The organism is Neisseria sp. P0020.S003 (assembly GCF_051957095.1).
GTDB lineage: Bacteria > Pseudomonadota > Gammaproteobacteria > Burkholderiales > Neisseriaceae > Neisseria > Neisseria subflava.
The window spans coordinates 45,350-63,908 of the sequence record NZ_JBQCWU010000001.1; the positions used below are offsets into that span (position 1 = coordinate 45,350).

The window sequence follows — 18,559 nt, forward strand, 5'->3', positions numbered from 1 at the left end:
TTAATCAATCAGAAATTAAATTCTATTAGTTTTTATCAATGATTAAGCTGTAAAAAAGGCCGTCTGAAACTTTATTTTGTGTTTCAGACGGCCTTATTTTTAGTCAAAACAAGGGATTATTTATCCAGTTTGGCTTTGCGTTCTTCCAACCAATGTTCCAAGTAGTGGATGCTGACGCCACCTTTTTGGAAGCCTGGGTCATTGAACAAATCGCGGTGCAGCGGTGTATTGGTTTTGATGCCGGTAATCGCCAGCTCGGCAAGGGCTACGCGCATTTTCGCCATGGCTTGGCCGCGGTCTTTACCGATAACGCAGATTTTGCCGATCAGGCTGTCGTAGTAAGGAGGGATGCGGTAGCCTTGGTAGATGTGGCTGTCGACGCGGATGCCGAAGCCGCCGGGCAGGTGGCAGCTTTCAATCAGACCCGGGCTTGGAATGAAGTTGTATGGGTCTTCGGCGTTGATACGGCACTCAAACGCGTGACCTTCGACTTGAATGTCTTCCTGTTTGTATTGCAAAGGCAGACCGGATGCGATGCGTAATTGCTCTTGGACGATGTCCACGCCGGTGATGAGCTCGGTAACCGGATGCTCAACCTGAACGCGTGTGTTCATCTCGATAAAGAAGAATTCGCCGTCTTCGTACAGGAATTCAAACGTACCTGCGCCGCGATAGCCGATGCGTTTGCAAGCGTCGGCACAGGCTTTGCCGATTTTGGCGCGTTCTTCTTCAGTGATGAACGGAGCAGGTGCTTCTTCGATAACTTTTTGGTGGCGGCGCTGCATGGAGCAGTCGCGCTCGGCGAGGTAGATGGCGTTGCCGTATTCGTCGGCAATCACTTGGATTTCGACGTGGCGCGGACGTTGCAGGTAGCGCTCCATGTAAACCATCGGGTTGCCGAATGCCGCGCCTGCTTCGGCTTTGGTCATTTCGACAGACTGGAGGAGGTCTTCTTTTTTCTCGACGACGCGCATACCGCGACCGCCACCGCCGCCGGAGGCTTTGATAATGACGGGATAACCGACTTTATCGGCGATTTTGAGGATTTCTTCGCCATCGTCTGGCAATGCGCCTTCAGAACCGGGAACGCAAGGCACGCCGGCTTCGATCATGGCATGTTTGGCGGATACTTTGTCACCCATCAGACGGATGGTATCGGCTTTCGGACCGATGAAGACAAAGCCGGATTGTTCGACTTGTTCGGCAAAATTGGCGTTTTCGGCGAGGAAGCCGTAGCCCGGGTGGATGCCGTCGGCTTCGGTTACTTCGGCGGCTGCGATGATGGCCGGGATGTTGAGGTAGCTTTGTGCGGATGCGGCAGGGCCGATGCACACGGATTCGTCGGCGAGTTTGACGTGCAGGCTGTCTTTGTCGGCTTCGGAATGGACGGCGACGGTGGCGATGCCCATTTCACGGCAGGCTCGCAGGACGCGCAGGGCGATTTCGCCCCGGTTGGCGATCAATACTTTTTTCAGCATGATAATCTTTCCGGATGGTTCAGACGGCCTCAGCGGCCGCCTAATGCGTTGCGGATTTTTTGGTCGGTTTTGTATTGGCTCAAGGCGTAAACCGACCACATGGCTGCCGGTATCCAGCCGATCAGCGTACATTGCAGAATCAGACAGATGATGCCTGCAATTGGACGGCCAATGGTGAAAAACTGCAACCAAGGCAAGAAAATAGCCAAAATCAGACGCATGGTTTGTCCTTAATGAACAGAAAAAGGAATTTCAGACGGCCTTAAAGATAAAGGCCGTCTGAAAAAGCGGATTATTCAATGATAAAGAGCGGCTCGCCGTATTCGACCGGAGTACCGTTTTCAACCAGAATTTCTTTAACGACACCGGATTTCTCGGCTTCGATTTCGTTCATCAGCTTCATGGCTTCGATGATGCACAAAGTATCGCCGGCTTTTACTTGTTTACCTACTTCAACGAAAGCAGCGGCGTTCGGGCCGGGAGCGCGGTAGAACGTACCGACCATAGGCGATTTTTGCGCGTTGGACAAATCGCGAGCGGCAGGGGCGGCTGCTGGAGCGGCTGCGGCCGGAGCAGCGGCAGGGGCGGCAACCGGAGCGGCTGCGGCAGGTGCCGGAGCAGCATAAATAGGAGCTGCGGCGGCAGTGGTACGCGTAATGCGGACTTTTTCTTCGCCTTCGGTAACTTCAATTTCTGCAATGCCTGATTCTTCGACCAAATCAATCAGTTTTTTCAATTTACGCAAATCCATTGCTTTTCCTTTTTAGCGCGGCATAAAGTGCATATTGGGTATGCGCCGCTGTGGTTTTAGATGATTTCCTGAGACGTCGGAAGGCGGGTTTGCCATCCGGCGTTTAAATAATGTCGGAACAGGACGGAGCCTGAGAAATGAATCTGGTTATTTTCCCGAACTTGCCGGTAAATGTCCAGTAAAAGATAGAAAAAAGGCGTTTTTCGGCGAAAAAAAGGATGGAACGCTGATTTTTATTAAAAAGCGATTTTCCCAAGAGCGTTTATTCTAATTTATTGGTTTTGCGACAAAACATGCCGTCTGAAAACCAACTTTGCGCGTATAATGGCGCCTGTTTTTTTAAAGTATGCACGACAATGGATATTTCCGATTTTGATTTTGAATTGCCCGAAAAACTGATTGCCCAGCATCCTCCCGAAGTGCGCGGCAGCAGCAGGCTTCTGGTTGCTTTGCCGACATTGCCGATTGAAGACAAACATTTCGGCGATTTACCCGATTATGTCGCACCGGGCGATGTGCTGGTGTTTAACAATACCAAAGTGATGAAGGCGCGCCTGTTCGGCCAAAAAGCCAGCGGCGGCAAAATCGAAGCCCTGATTGAACGGGTTTTAGACGCGCATACCGCATTGGCGCATATCCGCTCGTCCAAATCGCCAAAGCCGGGTACAGAATTGATTTTTGAAGGCGATATCCGTGCCGTCATGATGGAGCGTGCGGAAGAATTGTTTTGCCTGAAATTTGAAGGCGGGCAAACCGTTTATGAACTTTTGGAGCAAAACGGCCATCTGCCCTTGCCGCCTTATATCGAACGCGCTGCCGATGACGAAGACGACAGCCGCTATCAGACCGTGTACGCCAAATATCAAGGCGCAGTGGCCGCGCCGACGGCGGGTTTGCACTTTACCGATGAGTTGTTGGGCCGTCTGAAAGCCAAAGGCGTAGAAACCGTAGAAGTGACCCTGCACGTCGGTGCCGGCACATTCCAACCCGTGCGCGTCGATAAAATTGAAGAACACAAAATGCACAGCGAGTGGTTTGACGTACCGGCCGAGACCGTTGCCGCCGTTGAAGCCGCCAAAGCACGCGGCAATAAAGTGTGGGCAGTGGGCACAACCTCCATGCGCGCCTTAGAATCCGCCGCACGTGAAACAGGCCGTCTGAAAGCCGGACGCGGCGATACCGATATTTTCATTACGCCGGGCTACCGCTTCAATGTTGCCGACCGATTGATTACCAATTTTCACCTGCCCAAATCAACCTTGTTGATGCTCGTCAGCGCGTTTTCGGGCATGGAGCATATCCGAAGCGTTTACCGCCATGCAGTGGAACAGGAATACCGCTTTTTTAGCTATGGCGATGCGATGATTTTGGGGAAAGCGGAATAAATCGGAAGCAGATTGGAGCGTTTTAAACTGGTTATTTGGGTTGTCCCGAATCCAAATCAGTTGGAACGCTCTAAAATACTCGAATAAAATAAATGATTAAAGCAAACGTGCGAAGTGGTTGGAATTTGAGTTATAAGAAATAAAACAAAAAAGGCCGTCTGAAAATGGTTTTCAGACGGCCTTTTATATCCCCATGCTTAGGCGTCGATGTTTTGTGCCAGCAGGGCGTTGTTTTCGATGAAGGCACGGCGCGGTTCGACTTCGTCGCCCATGAGGGTGACGAAAACTTCGTCGGCAGCGATGGCATCTTCGATGCGGACTTTCAGGAGACGGCGGACGGTAGGATCCATCGTGGTTTCCCAAAGTTGTTCCGGGTTCATCTCGCCCAAGCCTTTGTATCGTTGGATGGACATGCCTTTTTGGGCAACGCTCATCAAGATGTCCAAAGCGCCTTCAAAGCTGTCGATGTCGTATTCGTTGTCGCCTTTGTAGAGCTTCGCCCCTTTGCCGACCATGCCTTTGAGTGCGGCGGCGGTTTGGGTAAGGGTTTGGTAGGCTTTGCTGTTGAGGAACTTAGGCTCGAGGTAGCTCACCATCACATTGCCGTGCAGCTTGCGAGTGATTTTGATGAACTGGTGTCCTTCGTGGCCCTCGATACGTTCGAGCGCGACTTCTTTTTCGTCCAAGAGGTCGCTCAATTCGGCAACGGCGCGGTCTGCGCTTTCTGCCGTGCTGAGGTCGACCGGCGAAGCGTGCAGCATGGCATGCAGGACGAGTTCGTCAATGATGCGGCTTTCTTGCTCGATGACGGTTTTGGCCAACAGGAATTGTTTGGCGGTATTGGCAAGCTCTTCTCCTTCGATGGTGCGGCCGTCTGAAACGATTTTGGCTTTTTCCAAGGCCAAACCGAGCAGCCATTGGTCTTTTTCCAGTTCGTCTTTGAGATAGCGCTCTTGTTTGCCGTATTTGGCTTTGTACAAAGGCGGCTGGGCGATGTAGATGTAGCCGCGCTCGACCAGCTCGGGCATTTGGCGGTAGAAGAAGGTCAGGAGCAGGGTGCGGATGTGCGCGCCGTCCACGTCGGCATCGGTCATGATGATGATGCGGTGGTAGCGCAGTTTTTCGGCATTGAATTCTTCTTTGCCGATGCCCGCGCCCAAAGCGGTAATCAGCGTGGCGACTTCTTGGCTGGCCAGCATTTTTTCAAAACGTGCTTTTTCGACGTTCAAAATTTTACCTTTGAGCGGCAAAATCGCTTGGAATTTGCGGTCGCGGCCCTGCATGGCGGAACCGCCTGCGGAGTCGCCCTCGACGAGGTAGAGTTCGGACAGGGCAGGGTCTTTTTCTTGGCAGTCGGCAAGTTTGCCCGGCAGGCCCAAACCGTCCATTACGCCTTTGCGGCGGGTAATTTCGCGTGCTTTGCGTGCGGCTTCGCGCGCGCGCGCGGCATCGACGATTTTGCTGGTGATGATTTTGGCTTCGGTCGGGTTTTCTTCAAGGAAGTCGGTCAAGGCTTGGTTGATGACTTCGTTGACGACGGGGCCGATTTCGCTGGAAACCAGTTTGTCTTTGGTTTGCGATGAGAATTTGGGGTCGGGCAGTTTGACGGACAACACGCAGGTCAGGCCTTCACGCATATCGTCGCCGGCGGTTTCCACTTTGGCTTTTTTAGCCACTTCGTTGGCTTCGATATAGTTGTTGATGGTGCGGGTCATCACTTGGCGCAGCGCGGTCAAGTGCGTGCCGCCGTCGCGTTGTGGAATGTTGTTGGTGAAACATTGCACGCTTTCTTGGTAGCTGTCGTTCCATTGCATCGCGCATTCCACGCTCATGCCGTCTTTTTCGCCGAACGCGTAGAAGATTTTTTCGTGCAACGGCGTTTTTTTGCGGTTCATGTATTGCACGAAGCCGGCCACGCCGCCGGAAAGGGCGAAGCTTTCGTGTTTGCCGTCGCGCTCGTCAATCAATTCGATGTCCACGCCGTTGTTCAGGAAGGAAAGTTCGCGAATACGTTTAGCGAGGATGTCGAAGCTGTATTCGACGTTGCCGAAGGTTTCCGCGCTGGCGAGGAAGCGCACGGTCGTGCCTTTTTTGTCGGAATCGCCGACAACCCTTAACGGCTCTTCAGTTTCGCCGCGCACGAAGCGGACGAAGTGTTCTTTGCCGTCGCGGTAGATGGTCAGCGTTACCCAGTCGGACAGCGCGTTGACGACGGATACGCCCACGCCGTGCAGACCGCCGGAGATTTTGTAGCTGTTGTTGTCGAATTTGCCGCCTGCGTGCAAGACGGTCATGATGACTTCGGCGGCGGAGCGGCCTTCTTTCGGGTGGATGCCGGTCGGCATGCCGCGGCCGTTGTCGGCCACGCTGACGGAATTGTCGGCATGGATGGTTACGGTGATTTTGTCGCAATGTCCGGCGAGCGCTTCGTCAATGGCGTTGTCGAGCACCTCGAACACCATGTGGTGCAGGCCGCTGCCGTCCTGCGTGTCGCCGATATACATACCGGGGCGTTTGCGTACCGCTTCCAAGCCTTCCAGCACTTGTATGCTGTCGGCGCCGTATTCTTCGTGTTTTTGGTCAGTCATGGTCTTTTCTTGCTGAATTTCAAGGAAATTTTCCGTGCGCGCAATGAAATGTCAAACGGGCGCGGCGGATGTGTTCCGAAAGGTCAAAATAATAGGCAATTATACCTGATTTTGCTGGAATATTCAGCGTTTTAAGTGCAAAAAGGCCGTCTGAAAGATTAAATTTCAGACGGCCTTTGTATCGGAAAACAGGTTTAGCGTTTGACGCCGCTCAATCGCGCCCAGCCTTCTTCGATTTCGGCAGGCTCGATGTCGAACCATTGGCTGTAAATGCCGCTGAGTTCTTCGACTTGTTCGTCCAAAAGGCCGGACAAGACAATGCGGCCGCCTTGTTTGGTACGCGCGGCAAGCATTTCGCCGAGCATACGCAGCGGGTTGGCCAGAATGTTGGCGACAACGACATCAAATTGACCTTGCGGCAGGCCGTCCGGCAGGTAGAACTGCGCGTCGACGTTGTTTTGCGTGGCATTGTCTTTGCTGGCACGGATGGCTTGTTCGTCAATATCTACGCCGATAGCGGAGCCTGCGCCGAGTTTGAGGGCGGCAATGGCCAAAATGCCGGAGCCGCAGCCGTAGTCCAATACGCTTTCGCCGCCTTTGAGTTGCGTGTCGAGCCATTTGAGGCAGAGGCGTGTGGTCGGATGGCTGCCGGTGCCGAAGGCAAGGCCAGGGTCGAGTTGCAGGTTGACGGCGTTGCCGTTGGGCGCTTCGTGCCAAGACGGGGTAATCCACAGGCGGTCGGAAATTTGAATCGGGTCGAATTGCGCTTGGGTCAGGCGTACCCAGTCTTGATCTTCAAGGATTTCGCCGGTGTATTTCAAATCGTTCAAACCGCATTCCTGCGCGGCGGCTTTGATAATGGAAGCGGCGTCGTCGCTTTCGCCGAAAAGGGCGATGACTTTGCTTTGTTGCCAGATTTGCTCGGTCGGCATGCCCGGCTCGCCGAAAATGGCCTGCTCGTTTTCTGTACCGGCGTAGGCATCTTCAATGGCGGCGGACAATGCACCGTGTTCCATCAGCGCGTCGGCAAGGCGTTCGGCGACGGCATCGTTGACGTTGATGGTGATTTGTTGATAGGACATGGTGGGACTTTCTTTTTAATAAGGCCGTCTGAAAATCGACGTTGTGCTTTCAGACGGCCTTGTAAGGTATGAAACCTGATGATGCGGGTTTATCGGTTTTTCAAACCCAATACGTCTTGCATATCGTACAGGCCTTTTTTGCCGTTTGCCCAAACTGCGGCGCGTACGGCACCGGCGGCAAAAGTCATGCGGCTGCTGGCTTTGTGGGTGATTTCCACGCGCTCGCCGTCGGTGGCGAAGAGGGCGGTGTGGTCGCCGACGATGTCGCCTGCGCGGACGGTGGCAAAACCGATGGTGGACGGATCGCGCGGGCCGGTGTGGCCTTCGCGGCCGTAAACGGCGCATTCTTTGAGGTCGCGGCCGAGTGCGTCGGCAATGACTTCACCCATGCGTAACGCGGTGCCGCTTGGGGCGTCGACTTTGTGGCGGTGGTGGCCTTCGATGATTTCGATGTCGTAGCCTTCGTTTAACACGCGGGCAACGGTGTCGAGGATATGGAAGGTCAGGTTGACGCCGACGCTGAAGTTGGCTGCGAAGACGACGCCTATTTTTTCGCCTGCGGCTTGGATGGCGGCTTTGCCTGCGTCGTCAAAACCGGTGGTGCCGATGATGATATTGACGCCTTTTTCCACGCATTTTTGCAGGTGTTTCAGGGTTGGCTCGGGACGGGTAAAGTCGATAAGGACATCGCTGTGAGCCAGTACGGCATCCACGTCGTCTGAAATGGCGATGCCGGTTTTGAGGCCGGAGGCGAAGCCTGCATCCAAACCCAATACTTCCGAACCGGAATGCTCGAGTGCGCCGGAGAGGACGGCATCGGGATGGTTGTTCACCGCTTCAACCAAAACGCGACCCATGCGGCCGTTGACGCCGGCAATGGCGATTTTCAATGCGCTCATGGGGCTTCCTTATTTCGGCTTGGTTTCGGTGGTCGGAACGACGTTTTGTCCGGCTTGAACGGCTTCGATGGATTTTTGAATGGCATCGCCTTCGGCGCGTGCGAGGATGTCGTTTTCAAAGTACAGGGTCAGGTTGCTTTGTTCTTTGATGATGCCGTTGCGGCTGGTGTTGAAAGTGTAATCCCAGCGGTCGGCATGGAAAGCGTCGCGCAGGAGCGGCGTACCGAGCAGCAGTTGGACTTGGTCGCGGGTCATACCTTGGCGCAGGGAAACCACGGCGCGGGGATTGAGCTCGTTACCTTGAATGATTTTGAGTTTGTAGGATGGAAAGTTGGATACGCGCTCGGCACTGCATGAGGCCAGACCTAAAATAGCGGCGATGGCAAGGCATAAGGCTTTATTCACGGGCTTACCTTTCTGTGTCATTTCGGGAAAGATGTTTATCATCGCTTGAATATTTTTAAAAAGCAAACGATAATCATCTTCTTAATTTTTCTTTTCGCCGATTTTCAATTGCAAGACCGGCGGCAGATTGTCGCCCTTTAACGGCCCAATAGTGGGCAAACGGGCGGAAAGTGCGTATTATAACGGTTATTACCTTACAGGGATATTGAATATTATGGAAAAATTCAGCAACATTGCGCAATTGAAAGACAGCGGTTTGAAAGTTACTGGTCCACGTTTGAAAATTTTGGACTTGTTCGAGACTCATGCCGAGGAGCATTTGAGTGCGGAAGATGTGTACCGTATCCTGTTGGAAGAGGGCGTGGAAATCGGCGTGGCGACGATTTACCGTGTGTTGACCCAGTTTGAACAGGCTGGCATTTTGCAACGCCACCATTTTGAAACCGGCAAAGCGGTTTACGAATTGGACAAAGGCGATCACCACGACCACATCGTCTGCGTGAAATGCGGCGAAGTAACCGAATTCCACAATCCGGAAATCGAAGCGCTGCAAGACAAAATCGCCGAAGAAAACGGCTACCGCATCGTCGATCACGCGCTGTATATGTACGGCGTATGCGGCGAATGCCAAACCAAAACCAAACGTTAATCAGTTTGTATGTTGATTTTTCAGACGGCCTTGGGCATTTTCAGCTTGAGGCCGTCTGAAACTTTATGGGCTTTACGATGAAGATTCCTTTTCTTGCGCCACGGGATTATCGTTTCCCCGACCCATCTTACGCTTTGGCAGTGTGTGATGGCTTGGTCGGCGTCAGCGGCGATTTGGATACGGGGCGGCTGTTGTCGGCGTATGGGCAGGGGATTTTTCCGTGGTTTAGCCGCGAGGGTTGGTTTTTCTGGTATGCGGTTGCGCCGCGAGCCGTGATTGTGCCGGAAAACCTGCATATCAGCCGCTCTTTGGCAAAAACTTTGCGCCACAAGCCGTATCGGGTAACGGTCAACCGCTGTTTTGAAAAAGTAATTGCCCATTGCGCCAATGTGCCGCGTCCGGAACAGGACGGAACGTGGATAGAACCTGCGTTTCAGACGGCCTATTTGAAGCTGCACCATCAGGGGCATGCGCATTCGTTTGAATGTTGGCTGCCGGATGAACAAGGCGAAATGCAGTTGGCAGGCGGGTTTTACGGCGTGCAAATCGGCTGCGTGTTTTATGGCGAGTCGATGTTTGCCTTGCGTCCCGATGCGTCAAAGATTGCGTTTGCCTGCGCCGTCCCGTTTTTATCGGATTTGGGTGTTGCACTGATAGACTGTCAGCAGGATACCGAACATATGCGCCGTTTCGGTTCGCAGTTGATGGATTTTGCCGACTTTCAGACGGCCTTGAAGGATTTGAAAACGAAACCGTTAAAGCGGAATATCGAATGCCGCGTGGTGGCTGAAAATCTTCTGCAAAAGATTGGCGGCGAAGATTGATTTATCGGCACGGCGTGTCGTCAGAATCGACAGTCTGCATATTGTGATTGGGAAACCGGTTGGAAAATAAATACGATTCAACTCTCTTGAACAGGCCGTCTGAAAATCTTGGCTTAACCAAAATCCCGTCGTGTAACGCTTGGCGCTAATCATGTTAATAGCTGACGAAATCGCTTTTACATGGCAAAATAACAAGTTAAATATTTGTAATAGGGTGGCCTGAATAGGTTTCAGACGGCCCTGATCTCTTGAAGGAATCAACATGTCTTTGCAAAACATCATTGAAACGGCTTTTGAAAACCGTGCCGAAATCAATCCGAATACCGTTACCCCGGAAGTGCGTGAAGCGGTTTTGGAAACCATCCGCCAGCTCGACGCCGGCAAACTGCGCGTTGCCGAACGTTTGGGCGTGGGCGAATGGAAAGTCAACGAATGGGCGAAAAAAGCCGTATTGCTGTCTTTCCGCATTCAGGACAATGAAATCCTCAACGACGGTGTAAACAAATACTTCGACAAAGTGCCGACTAAATTTGCCGATTGGTCTGAAGACGAATTCCGCAGCGCAGGTTTCCGCGCAGTTCCGGGTGCCGTTGCCCGCCGCGGCAGTTTTGTGGCGAAAAATGTTGTGTTGATGCCTTCTTATGTCAATATCGGCGCATACGTTGACGAAGGTGCGATGGTCGATACTTGGGCGACTGTCGGCTCTTGCGCGCAAATCGGTAAAAACGTGCACTTGAGCGGCGGCGTCGGCATCGGCGGCGTACTCGAGCCTCTGCAAGCCAGCCCGACCATTATTGAAGACAACTGCTTTATCGGTGCGCGTTCTGAAATCGTTGAGGGCGTGATTGTCGAAGAAGGCAGCGTGATTTCTATGGGCGTGTTCATCGGTCAATCCACTAAAATCTTTGACCGTACTACCGGCGAAATCTATCAAGGTCGCGTACCGGCTGGTTCGGTTGTCGTATCCGGCAGCATGCCTTCCAAAGACGGCAGCCACAGCCTCTACTGCGCGGTTATCGTCAAACGCGTGGACGCGCAAACCCGTGCGAAAACCAGCGTGAACGAATTGTTGCGCGGTATCTAATCGGATAACGAACGCCGACTGAGGGTGGGTGCAAAGCCTGCTTTACGGTCGGGTTTGAACACAAAACAGGCAGAATGTTCTGCCTGTTTTTTTATGGCTTAAAGGCCGTCTGAAACAATTTCAGACGGCCTTTTGTTTTTGATGATGGGTTGTTTCAAGATAATTGAAGGAAACGAAAATCCTTGCCTGAAATTACGCGTTCGGCCAGTCGGCGCAATAGTATTGCCAATAGACTTCGATAAAAGGAATCTCGCTGTAATCGCACAACCACGGTTTGGCGCGTGTGGTGTAGTGGATAACGGGTGGAACAGTGTCGGGTTTGGGGAATACTTCGCCGAGGCTTCGTTTTTGGAAATATTCGACTGCGCCGGTTTGGAAGTTCCAAGACTCGTTCAATTCCAGCCAGCTGTTTCGGAAGACGGTATTTAAGAAACATTGGTCGCCATAGGGTACGGCTTCGTTGAGGCAGGCAGCGGTTTTCAGCAGTTGCGCCGCGATATTGTGTTCCCGCCATTGCGCCAAGTCGGCCAACAGCATGCCTGAATTGAAATAGGGCGTGGTGTGCAGGCCGGTCGGGTGATTCCATTCGGTACGGGCAAAAAAGGAATCTTGTACCGCTGCAACGGGATAGCCGCGCATATCGAGGTTGAACAAATCGTGTAAGGATTGGGTAACCACCATATCGCTGTCGAGATACAGGGCGCGGTCGACAGGCAGGTGCTGCATCATCAGGCGGAAAAATGCGGCATCCGAAATATGGGACAAGCGGCGATATTGGCTGAAGTCGACTTCGATTTTGACGTCATTCAGGCGGTTGCCGCTGGCCGCGAGCTTTTGGTTGGTATAGTCGATCCATTCCCGCCTGAAGGTATTATGCATGAGGTAGAAATCGACATTTGTGTTGTGGGTACAGATGGATTTCATCAGGGTATGAACCTGCTCGGCATAGCCGGTATCGGCAGCAAGGACGATGGTGATGTTGCTCATTGGTTAAATTCCCTTTATTTGCAATGTCTTAAATTTTGTCAGGCATTTTCTTGGTCTTGTGCGGTCGGTAAGGTGGCGTGGTCTTCGTTTTCTGATACGGCTTTTTCTAATAAATCCCGTTGCAGCTGTTTACCGGCTTTGATGCCCAATTTACGCAGTTTTTCGGTGCTGCTGATGAGGTTGCCCCTGCCGGAAACCAAGCGGCCATAGGCCGTCTGAAACTGGGATTGTGCCTGACCAAGCGCTTTATTGATGCCGTCCATGCTTTCGACAAAGCCGACAAATTTGTCATAAAGTTTGCTGCCTGCCTCGGCAATGGCTAGCGCGTTTTGGTTTTGTTGCTCGTTGCGCCAGATGTTGGCAACGGTGCGCAGGGTGGCGAGCAGGGTGCTGGGGCCGGTCAGCATGATGCGTTTGTCGAAACACTCTTGGAAGAGGTTTGGATCGTGTTGCAGGGCGAGGAGGTAGGCTGGTTCGACAGGGACGAACATAAAGACGAAGTCCAACGTTTTGACGCCCTCAAGGTCGGTGTAATCTTTCGCAGCCAAGCTTTTGATGTGGGCGCGGATGCTGGCGACGTGGTTGGCAAGCTCGCGCTCTGCTTCTGCGCCGGTGCTTTGCGTATAGCGGACGTAGGCGGTCAGCGATACTTTGGAGTCGATGACGATTTGTTTGTTGTCGGGCAGATTGATGAGGACGTCGGGCTGGAGGCGGCGTTGGGTGCCGTCTGCTTCGTGGCGGACGCTGGAAGCTTGAACGATGTATTCACGACCTTTTTGCAGGCCGGAATTTTCCAATACGCTTTCCAAAATCATCTCGCCCCAGTTGCCTTGGGTTTTGTTTTGCGTGCCGGTCAGCGCGGTGGTCAGCGCTTTGGCATCGTGGTGGAGTTGGGTGTTGAGGGTTTGCAGGCGTTTGAGCTCGTTTTCGATGGTTAGGCGTTCTTTGGCTTCTTTTTCATAAGTCTGCTGAACCAGCTCGCTGAAGCCATGTATGCGTTCGTTGAGCGGATTAAGCAGTTGCTGGAGATGGTCGTGGTTTTGCTCGGTAAAGCGGCGGCTTTTCTCTTCCAGAATAGTGTTGGCGAGGTTTTGGAACTGGTCGCTCAGGTTTTTACGCGCATCTGCCAGCAGGGACAGCTTTTCTTCGGCAGCCTGACGGTCTTTTTCCGATTGGGTGTTGAGGCGCTCGTTTTGGACTTGAAGCGCGTGGTTTTGCTCCAAAAGGGCGGCGTATTCTTGTTTCAGACGGCCTTTTTCGGCTTCCTGTTGCTGTAAAAGGCTGTTTTTGTCGTCGATATTGGCTTTTTCTTGCGTTAGTTGTGTGGAGAGGCGTTCGTTTTGGACTTGCAGCGCATGGTTTTGCTCCAACAGCGTGTCGTAGTCTTGTTTCAGACGGCCTTTTTCCGTTTCTTGTTGTTGCAAAAGCGTATTTTTATCCGCACTCAATGCCTGTTCTTGAACCAGCTGAGTGTTTAGACGTTCGTTGTTGATTTGCAGGTTTTGCGCGCTTTGCTGCCATTTTGCACATTCGTGTTTTAAAGCTTCGGCTTCGGCCTCGCAATCTTGCAGATAGGCAATCTGTTTTTCGGCTGCAGCAAAGCGGTTGCCTGTCTCCTGCAATTCGTCTTGCAATTCCTGCACGGTATGGCGGCTTTGCGCCAAATCCGCCGCAGTTTGAGCCTGAACCTGTTCGGCAAACTCATGCAGGCGGCGGCTTTCGGCCAATTCTTGCAAAACAATAAAGTGTCGGCTTTGGGCTTGGTAGCGTGTTATCAGCCAAGCAAACAGCGTGCCGATAAAAAATGCGGCCGCGCCGGTCAGGATTAGGGTGTTGTTCATACTGGAAATAGTCAATACGCAGAATGTTTCACTATATCATATATTTGCAGTGCATTTTATGGTCGAATATGCGCTAGAAACGTGTGTTTTCTTTAAAAGAAGCTATCAAAGGTATTGGTTTTTACTAAGTGAAGATTTGGGCTGTGAAAAAGATAAATTTATAAAATTTTGAATTTAAAAATATATTTGATTTAGAGTGCAATTTTGCAACAAAAAAGGAGGGATTTTATGGGCGCAGCAAGATACGTTTGTAGTGTGTATGTAATTAAGACATTGGTGTCATTGAAAAAGACATCGGTGTCATTTTCAAAACAAAATATAAATTAACTAAAATCGTCATTATGTATATTTTTTATATTTTATCTTTACGGAAAAGTTGTATTAATTAACGATTGGCGCGGTATGATTCGTCCTGTCGGTAGCGCAGATGCCGGCGGAAAAATGTGTATGTTGTTAAATAACATTTTGTATCTATGAAAAAGGACTACTTAAAATGGCACATTTAATAACGCTTGCTTCCGCTTCTTTAATCGGTATGTCGGGGATACCGGCCTCCGCCCTCGGCGTCACCTATAATATGGAAACGGTAGTACACAAATAATTCAATTATAAACGAATTGATTAAAATACTTCAGAAAACGCAACTTAGGCCGTTTTTCGGCCGACAGACAAGAAAGTGAGACAAACAATGAAAACTTTAATCAAACTGGCAGCCGCCTCTTTAATCGGTATGTCCGGCCTGACCGTCGGTGCAACCAATATCGCCCACAATATGGCTGATGCCGATAAATAAAAAAATACACAACACACCCTAAAATACACAGAAAAGAGTTAAAATGAAAACATTAATCAAATTGGCTGCAGCTTCTTTGATCGGCATGTCCGGTTTGACAGTTGGCGCAACCAAAATCGCAAAAAATATGGCAGAAGCTGCCAATAAATAAACGCAAGTGAAATTAAGCTTGTTTTGGTGATAAAAAAGGCCGTCTGAACATTCAGACGGCCTTTGTATTTGATGGCAAACCGTTTTATTTGCCGATACAGAAGCGCGAGAAAATCACGCCCAGCAAATCGTCGGCGGTAAATTCGCCGGTGATTTCGCTGCACGCGTTTTGGGCGAGGCGCAGGTGTTCGGCGAAAAGCTCGATTTGGTTGTTGTCGCAGAGGGCGGCGTTTTCCAGCTCGGCTTCGGCTTCGTGCAGGGCGTTGAGGTGGCGGCTGCGGGCGAGAAACAGGCTTTCGCTTTCGCCCTGCCAGCCGACTTCCTGCAACAGCGCGTGTTTGAGCAAGTCGAGACCCTCGCCGGTTTTGGCGGACAGGCTGATGACGGTGTCCGCGCCGGTTTGCGCGAGGCTGTCTGAACGGACGGCGATGGGTTCGCCGGTCAGGTCGGCTTTGTTGTGGATTTCGATTTTTTTCAAACCTTCGGGCAGGCTGTTCAAAATAGCTTGGGTTTTGGCGTTCACGCCTTCTCGCGGATCAATCAGAATCAGGGCGACATCGGCTTCGGAGACGGCTTTGCGGCTGCGCTCGATGCCGATTTGTTCGACCACGTCGTCGGTTTCGCGCAGGCCGGCGGTGTCGATGATGTGGACGGGTACGCCGTCGAGGGTGATTTGTTCGCGCACGGTGTCGCGGGTGGTGCCGGCGATGTCGGTTACGATGGCGATGTCGTCGCCAGCCAAGGCGTTGAGCAGGCTGGATTTGCCGACGTTGGGCGCGCCGACGAGGACGACATTCATGCCTTCACGCAAAATCGCGCCTTGTTCCGCGCTGGCAAGTACGGTTTTCAGACGGCCTTGCAGGGCTTGGAGCTTGCCGCGCGCGTCGGCGGCTTCGAGAAAGTCAATGTCTTCTTCGGGAAAGTCCAGCGTGGCTTCGACCAGCATCCGCAGGGTAATAAGGTCGTCCACCAGCTCGTGTATGTGTTGGGAAAACGCGCCTTTGAGCGAACGCAACGCCATGCGTGCGGCGGACTTGCTGGAGGCGTCGATGAGGTCGGCGACACTTTCGGCTTGGGCAAGGTCGAGTTTGTTGTTGAGGAAGGCGCGTTTGGTAAATTCGCCCGGTTCCGCCATGCGCGCGCCCAGTTCGAGGCAGCGCGAGAGCAGCATATCCATCACGACGGGGCCACCGTGCCCCTGCAATTCAATCACGTCTTCGCCGGTAAAGCTGGCGGGGGCGGCGAAGTAGAGCAGAATGCCGTTGTCTATCGGCTGCCCGTCGCCGCCGAGAAAGTCGGTGTAAAGCGCGGTACGCGGTTTGGGCGTTTTGCCACCGCTGAGGGTTTGCGCCAAAGGCAGCAGGTTTTTGCCGGAAAGACGGATCACGCCGACGCCGCCGCGTCCGGGTGCGGTAGCGATGGCGGCGATGGTGGGTTGGGTTGCGGACATGAGAACTCGCGTATAGGTAAATTTAATGTGCGTATTATAGCAAAAGGCCGTCTGAAACTTTGGGTTTCAGACGGCTTTTGGATTAAGATGATTAAACAGCGGCGACGGTAAAGCGTTCAAACAAATGCGCTTTATTTTCCACATCGTCGGCGATGGCGACTGCCAAATCTGCCACGCTGATGCCTGCCGGAATTTCACCGTCCATCAGCAAATCGTCTTTGCCCAAGCGGTATTTGCCGGTTTTGTCTTCGCTGAAACCGCCGGTAACACCCAGTCGTGCAGGAGGGGAAACGAAAGACCAGTTCACGTCGCGGCGCGGCAGGAGTTCTGCCAAAAGATGGCGTGCGGCATTGGCGCCGTCGAAAATTTCTTTCGGGAAGTCAGGCGTATCGATAAGTTGCAAACCGGGTGCCACATACAGGCTGCCTGCGCCGCCGACGATTAAGAGATATGGCACTTGCGCTGCTTTTGCCGCTTCGACAATATTGTTTGCGCCGCGTGTGAAATCCGCGCCGATGTTCGGATTGGTCCAGCCCGGGTTGAAGGCGCTGACTACGGCATCAAAACCGGCCAGTTTGTCGGCAAAATCTGCCGCGTTGACATCTGCGGAGACGGCGGCAACATTTTGCGCTTGGAACACTTTGTCTGTGTTGCGGGCGAAAGCGGTTACTTCATGCCCACGACCTGCCAATTCTTGAACGACTGCGTTGCCGACATAACCTGTTGCACCGATAACTGCGATTTTCATGTTTGACTCCTTGTTGAGGTGTGATTGATTAGATGAGTGCATTGTAAGGCCGTCTGAAACGTTTGATAATCCCTGTTTTGCTGTTATGATTGTGAAGTTAAACTAAACAATTATTTCTAAATGCAAGACATCAAACCCTTACTTGTTTTCGCTACCGTCCTCGAATACGGCAGCATGAACGCCGCTGCTGCCGCGCTGGGCATGACACCGTCGGCGGTCAGCCAGCACATCAACCGCCTCGAAGCCCTGCACGGCATCAAGCTGTTAAACCGCAGTACGCGCAGCCTTGCGCCTACCGATGCCGGCCGCGCCTTGGGCGAATACTGCCGCCGCTTAGCCGCCACGCTTGCCGATACGCGTACCGTTATCGACAACCTCAAAACCGAACCCGTCGGCGAATTGCGCATTTCCCTGACTTCCACCGTCATCGAGTCCCGCGCTTTTCAGACGGCGTTTTCAAGATTGCAAGCCGAGTTCCCAAAAATCCGTCCTATCCTTAATTTCAGCGATACTTTGGACGACCTGCAACACAATCAGACCGACATCGCCATACGCGGCGGCGACCGCGCCTTAGACGATCCCAACCTTGTTGCGCGGCATCTCGTTACCTGGCCGTACACCATTTGCGCCGCGCCCGATTATCTCGACCGCCATCCGACCATTACCCATCCCTCTCAGCTTTATGCGCACCGCTGGCTGCATTTTTTACCTGTACGCACCACCTTGCAAAATGGTGAAGAAAGCTATTTCCTCGATGTCGCCGACAGCATTGCCTGCACGCATCTTGCCGCCGTCCGCGGCCTGACCGAACGCGGTTTCGGTTTGTCTTTGCAAGTGGGCGGCGAAGTGAGGGAGAAAATTGCGCAAGGCCGTCTGAAAGCGGTTTTGCCTGAATGGACATTACCACCGGTCAGCCTTTATTTGGTAACGCCTTATCGTGTGCAGTCTGCCAAAACCGAGGTTGCTGTGCGCATTTTTACCGAGAGTTTTGCCAAGGAAGGGGATTTATGAACGCGGAAAATTGGAGCGTTTACCTGATTTTGTGCGAAAACGGTGCGTTTTATTGCGGTATCAGCAACCGTCCGCAAGAGCGATTTGTGGCACATTTGTCAGGAAAAGGCGCGAAATACACGCGTTTGAACAAGCCTGTCGAGATGCGCATCGTTTCAGACGGCCTCTCCAAAAGCGAAGCGCTGAAACGGGAAATCGGTATTAAGAAATTGACGGCAGAGCAGAAGCGGAGATTGTGGGCGGAAGCTGAAACATTGGCAAAAGGTTAATGACGGCAATGGATTAAATTGTAGTCGGGATATGAATAACCACATAAATAGGTAAGCCTGCTGGTATCTTTTGCATAGCCAAGCGGCAAATGTTTATTAACATGATTCAAAAAGGCCGTCTGAAACCTGATTGGGGTTCAGGCGGCCTTTTGGGGATAAGAGGCG

General features: G+C 52.3%; 17 protein-coding genes. 6 read left to right on the plus strand and 11 right to left on the minus strand.

Annotation, left to right across the window (positions count from 1 at the left end; all coding sequences use genetic code 11):
* Positions 1 to 116: 116 nt before the first annotated feature.
* The 3 genes from accC to accB form a co-directional block, all read right to left on the minus strand.
* Positions 117 to 1,478, minus strand: a complete 1,362-nt coding sequence (accC, locus tag ACTHTQ_RS00240) for an acetyl-CoA carboxylase biotin carboxylase subunit (RefSeq protein ID WP_049350802.1) — start codon at positions 1,476 to 1,478, stop codon at positions 117 to 119.
* A gap of 29 nt (positions 1,479 to 1,507) precedes the next feature.
* Positions 1,508 to 1,699 (minus strand): YqaE/Pmp3 family membrane protein, encoded by a 192-nt coding sequence (locus tag ACTHTQ_RS00245; RefSeq protein ID WP_049350801.1) that lies wholly within the window; start codon positions 1,697 to 1,699, stop codon positions 1,508 to 1,510.
* A gap of 71 nt (positions 1,700 to 1,770) precedes the next feature.
* Complete coding sequence (gene accB, locus ACTHTQ_RS00250; RefSeq protein ID WP_049350800.1) at positions 1,771 to 2,229, minus strand: acetyl-CoA carboxylase biotin carboxyl carrier protein; 459 nt, start codon at positions 2,227 to 2,229, stop codon at positions 1,771 to 1,773.
* 356 nt (positions 2,230 to 2,585) lie between these two features.
* Between accB and queA the strand changes: the two genes are divergently transcribed.
* Positions 2,586 to 3,614 carry a tRNA preQ1(34) S-adenosylmethionine ribosyltransferase-isomerase QueA gene (gene queA / locus ACTHTQ_RS00255; RefSeq protein WP_049350799.1) on the plus strand — a complete coding sequence of 343 codons (1,029 nt, stop codon included), beginning with the start codon at positions 2,586 to 2,588 and terminating at the stop codon, positions 3,612 to 3,614.
* 197 nt (positions 3,615 to 3,811) lie between these two features.
* Here queA and gyrB read toward each other — a convergent pair whose 3' ends face one another.
* The 4 genes from gyrB to ACTHTQ_RS00275 form a co-directional block, all read right to left on the minus strand.
* Complete coding sequence (gyrB, locus tag ACTHTQ_RS00260; protein ID WP_440362721.1) at positions 3,812 to 6,202, minus strand: DNA topoisomerase (ATP-hydrolyzing) subunit B; 2,391 nt, start codon at positions 6,200 to 6,202, stop codon at positions 3,812 to 3,814.
* A gap of 194 nt (positions 6,203 to 6,396) precedes the next feature.
* On the minus strand, positions 6,397 to 7,284 hold the full coding sequence (gene prmA, locus ACTHTQ_RS00265) for a 50S ribosomal protein L11 methyltransferase (RefSeq protein ID WP_440362722.1): 888 nt from the start codon (positions 7,282 to 7,284) through the stop codon (positions 6,397 to 6,399).
* Between the two features lie 89 nt (positions 7,285 to 7,373).
* Complete coding sequence (gene dapB / locus ACTHTQ_RS00270) at positions 7,374 to 8,183, minus strand: 4-hydroxy-tetrahydrodipicolinate reductase (protein WP_049347852.1); 810 nt, start codon at positions 8,181 to 8,183, stop codon at positions 7,374 to 7,376.
* Between the two features lie 9 nt (positions 8,184 to 8,192).
* On the minus strand, positions 8,193 to 8,588 hold the full coding sequence (locus tag ACTHTQ_RS00275; protein ID WP_440362723.1) for an outer membrane protein assembly factor BamE: 396 nt from the start codon (positions 8,586 to 8,588) through the stop codon (positions 8,193 to 8,195).
* A gap of 151 nt (positions 8,589 to 8,739) precedes the next feature.
* On the opposite strand from ACTHTQ_RS00275, the gene fur reads away from it, so the two are divergent.
* The 3 genes from fur to dapD all read left to right on the plus strand — a co-directional run bounded on the left by fur (position 8,740) and on the right by dapD (position 11,145).
* The gene (gene fur, locus ACTHTQ_RS00280; RefSeq protein ID WP_003682812.1) at positions 8,740 to 9,237 is read left to right on the plus strand and encodes a ferric iron uptake transcriptional regulator; all 498 of its coding nucleotides are present in this window, start codon (positions 8,740 to 8,742) and stop codon (positions 9,235 to 9,237) included.
* Positions 9,238 to 9,314: 77 nt separating this feature from the next.
* Positions 9,315 to 10,061: a leucyl/phenylalanyl-tRNA--protein transferase gene (gene aat, locus ACTHTQ_RS00285; RefSeq protein ID WP_440362724.1), complete on the plus strand. Its 747-nt coding sequence runs from the start codon at positions 9,315 to 9,317 to the stop codon at positions 10,059 to 10,061.
* A 262-nt stretch (positions 10,062 to 10,323) separates the two neighbouring features.
* Positions 10,324 to 11,145, plus strand: coding sequence for a 2,3,4,5-tetrahydropyridine-2,6-dicarboxylate N-succinyltransferase (gene dapD / locus ACTHTQ_RS00290; protein WP_070749516.1), 822 nt, complete (start codon positions 10,324 to 10,326; stop codon positions 11,143 to 11,145).
* A 192-nt stretch (positions 11,146 to 11,337) separates the two neighbouring features.
* On the opposite strand, the gene ACTHTQ_RS00295 is transcribed toward dapD, so the two are convergent.
* The 4 genes from ACTHTQ_RS00295 to ACTHTQ_RS00310 form a co-directional block, all read right to left on the minus strand.
* On the minus strand, positions 11,338 to 12,132 hold the full coding sequence (locus tag ACTHTQ_RS00295; protein ID WP_440362725.1) for a glycosyltransferase family 8 protein: 795 nt from the start codon (positions 12,130 to 12,132) through the stop codon (positions 11,338 to 11,340).
* A gap of 38 nt (positions 12,133 to 12,170) precedes the next feature.
* Positions 12,171 to 13,973, minus strand: a complete 1,803-nt coding sequence (gene rmuC / locus ACTHTQ_RS00300; protein WP_440362726.1) for a DNA recombination protein RmuC — start codon at positions 13,971 to 13,973, stop codon at positions 12,171 to 12,173.
* A gap of 1,028 nt (positions 13,974 to 15,001) precedes the next feature.
* A complete protein-coding gene (gene mnmE / locus ACTHTQ_RS00305; RefSeq protein WP_440362727.1) occupies positions 15,002 to 16,366 on the minus strand; it encodes a tRNA uridine-5-carboxymethylaminomethyl(34) synthesis GTPase MnmE in 1,365 nt (454 codons plus the stop codon).
* Between the two features lie 91 nt (positions 16,367 to 16,457).
* On the minus strand, positions 16,458 to 17,114 hold the full coding sequence (locus tag ACTHTQ_RS00310; RefSeq protein WP_440362728.1) for an NAD(P)-dependent oxidoreductase: 657 nt from the start codon (positions 17,112 to 17,114) through the stop codon (positions 16,458 to 16,460).
* A gap of 120 nt (positions 17,115 to 17,234) precedes the next feature.
* On the opposite strand from ACTHTQ_RS00310, the gene ACTHTQ_RS00315 reads away from it, so the two are divergent.
* Positions 17,235 to 18,125, plus strand: a complete 891-nt coding sequence (locus ACTHTQ_RS00315; protein WP_440362729.1) for a LysR family transcriptional regulator — start codon at positions 17,235 to 17,237, stop codon at positions 18,123 to 18,125.
* The gene (locus tag ACTHTQ_RS00320) at positions 18,122 to 18,394 is read left to right on the plus strand and encodes a GIY-YIG nuclease family protein (RefSeq protein WP_250599511.1); all 273 of its coding nucleotides are present in this window, start codon (positions 18,122 to 18,124) and stop codon (positions 18,392 to 18,394) included. The genes ACTHTQ_RS00315 and ACTHTQ_RS00320 overlap by 4 nt, the downstream gene beginning before the upstream one ends.
* Positions 18,395 to 18,559: the final 165 nt, after the last annotated feature.

Excerpts from the sequence above, each read along its gene's own strand:
- accC (WP_049350802.1), bottom strand. The coding sequence starts at position 1,478 with ATGCTGAAAAAAGTATTGATCGCCAACCGGGGCGAAATCGCCCTGCGC.
- ACTHTQ_RS00245 (WP_049350801.1), bottom strand. The coding sequence starts at position 1,699 with ATGCGTCTGATTTTGGCTATTTTCTTGCCTTGGTTGCAGTTTTTCACC.
- accB (WP_049350800.1), bottom strand. The coding sequence starts at position 2,229 with ATGGATTTGCGTAAATTGAAAAAACTGATTGATTTGGTCGAAGAATCA.
- queA (WP_049350799.1), top strand. The coding sequence starts at position 2,586 with ATGGATATTTCCGATTTTGATTTTGAATTGCCCGAAAAACTGATTGCC.
- gyrB (WP_440362721.1), bottom strand. The coding sequence starts at position 6,202 with ATGACTGACCAAAAACACGAAGAATACGGCGCCGACAGCATACAAGTG.
- prmA (WP_440362722.1), bottom strand. The coding sequence starts at position 7,284 with ATGTCCTATCAACAAATCACCATCAACGTCAACGATGCCGTCGCCGAA.
- dapB (WP_049347852.1), bottom strand. The coding sequence starts at position 8,183 with ATGAGCGCATTGAAAATCGCCATTGCCGGCGTCAACGGCCGCATGGGT.
- aat (WP_440362724.1), top strand. The coding sequence starts at position 9,315 with ATGAAGATTCCTTTTCTTGCGCCACGGGATTATCGTTTCCCCGACCCA.
- dapD (WP_070749516.1), top strand. The coding sequence starts at position 10,324 with ATGTCTTTGCAAAACATCATTGAAACGGCTTTTGAAAACCGTGCCGAA.
- ACTHTQ_RS00295 (WP_440362725.1), bottom strand. The coding sequence starts at position 12,132 with ATGAGCAACATCACCATCGTCCTTGCTGCCGATACCGGCTATGCCGAG.
- rmuC (WP_440362726.1), bottom strand. The coding sequence starts at position 13,973 with ATGAACAACACCCTAATCCTGACCGGCGCGGCCGCATTTTTTATCGGC.
- mnmE (WP_440362727.1), bottom strand. The coding sequence starts at position 16,366 with ATGTCCGCAACCCAACCCACCATCGCCGCCATCGCTACCGCACCCGGA.
- ACTHTQ_RS00310 (WP_440362728.1), bottom strand. The coding sequence starts at position 17,114 with ATGAAAATCGCAGTTATCGGTGCAACAGGTTATGTCGGCAACGCAGTC.
- ACTHTQ_RS00315 (WP_440362729.1), top strand. The coding sequence starts at position 17,235 with ATGCAAGACATCAAACCCTTACTTGTTTTCGCTACCGTCCTCGAATAC.
- ACTHTQ_RS00320 (WP_250599511.1), top strand. The coding sequence starts at position 18,122 with ATGAACGCGGAAAATTGGAGCGTTTACCTGATTTTGTGCGAAAACGGT.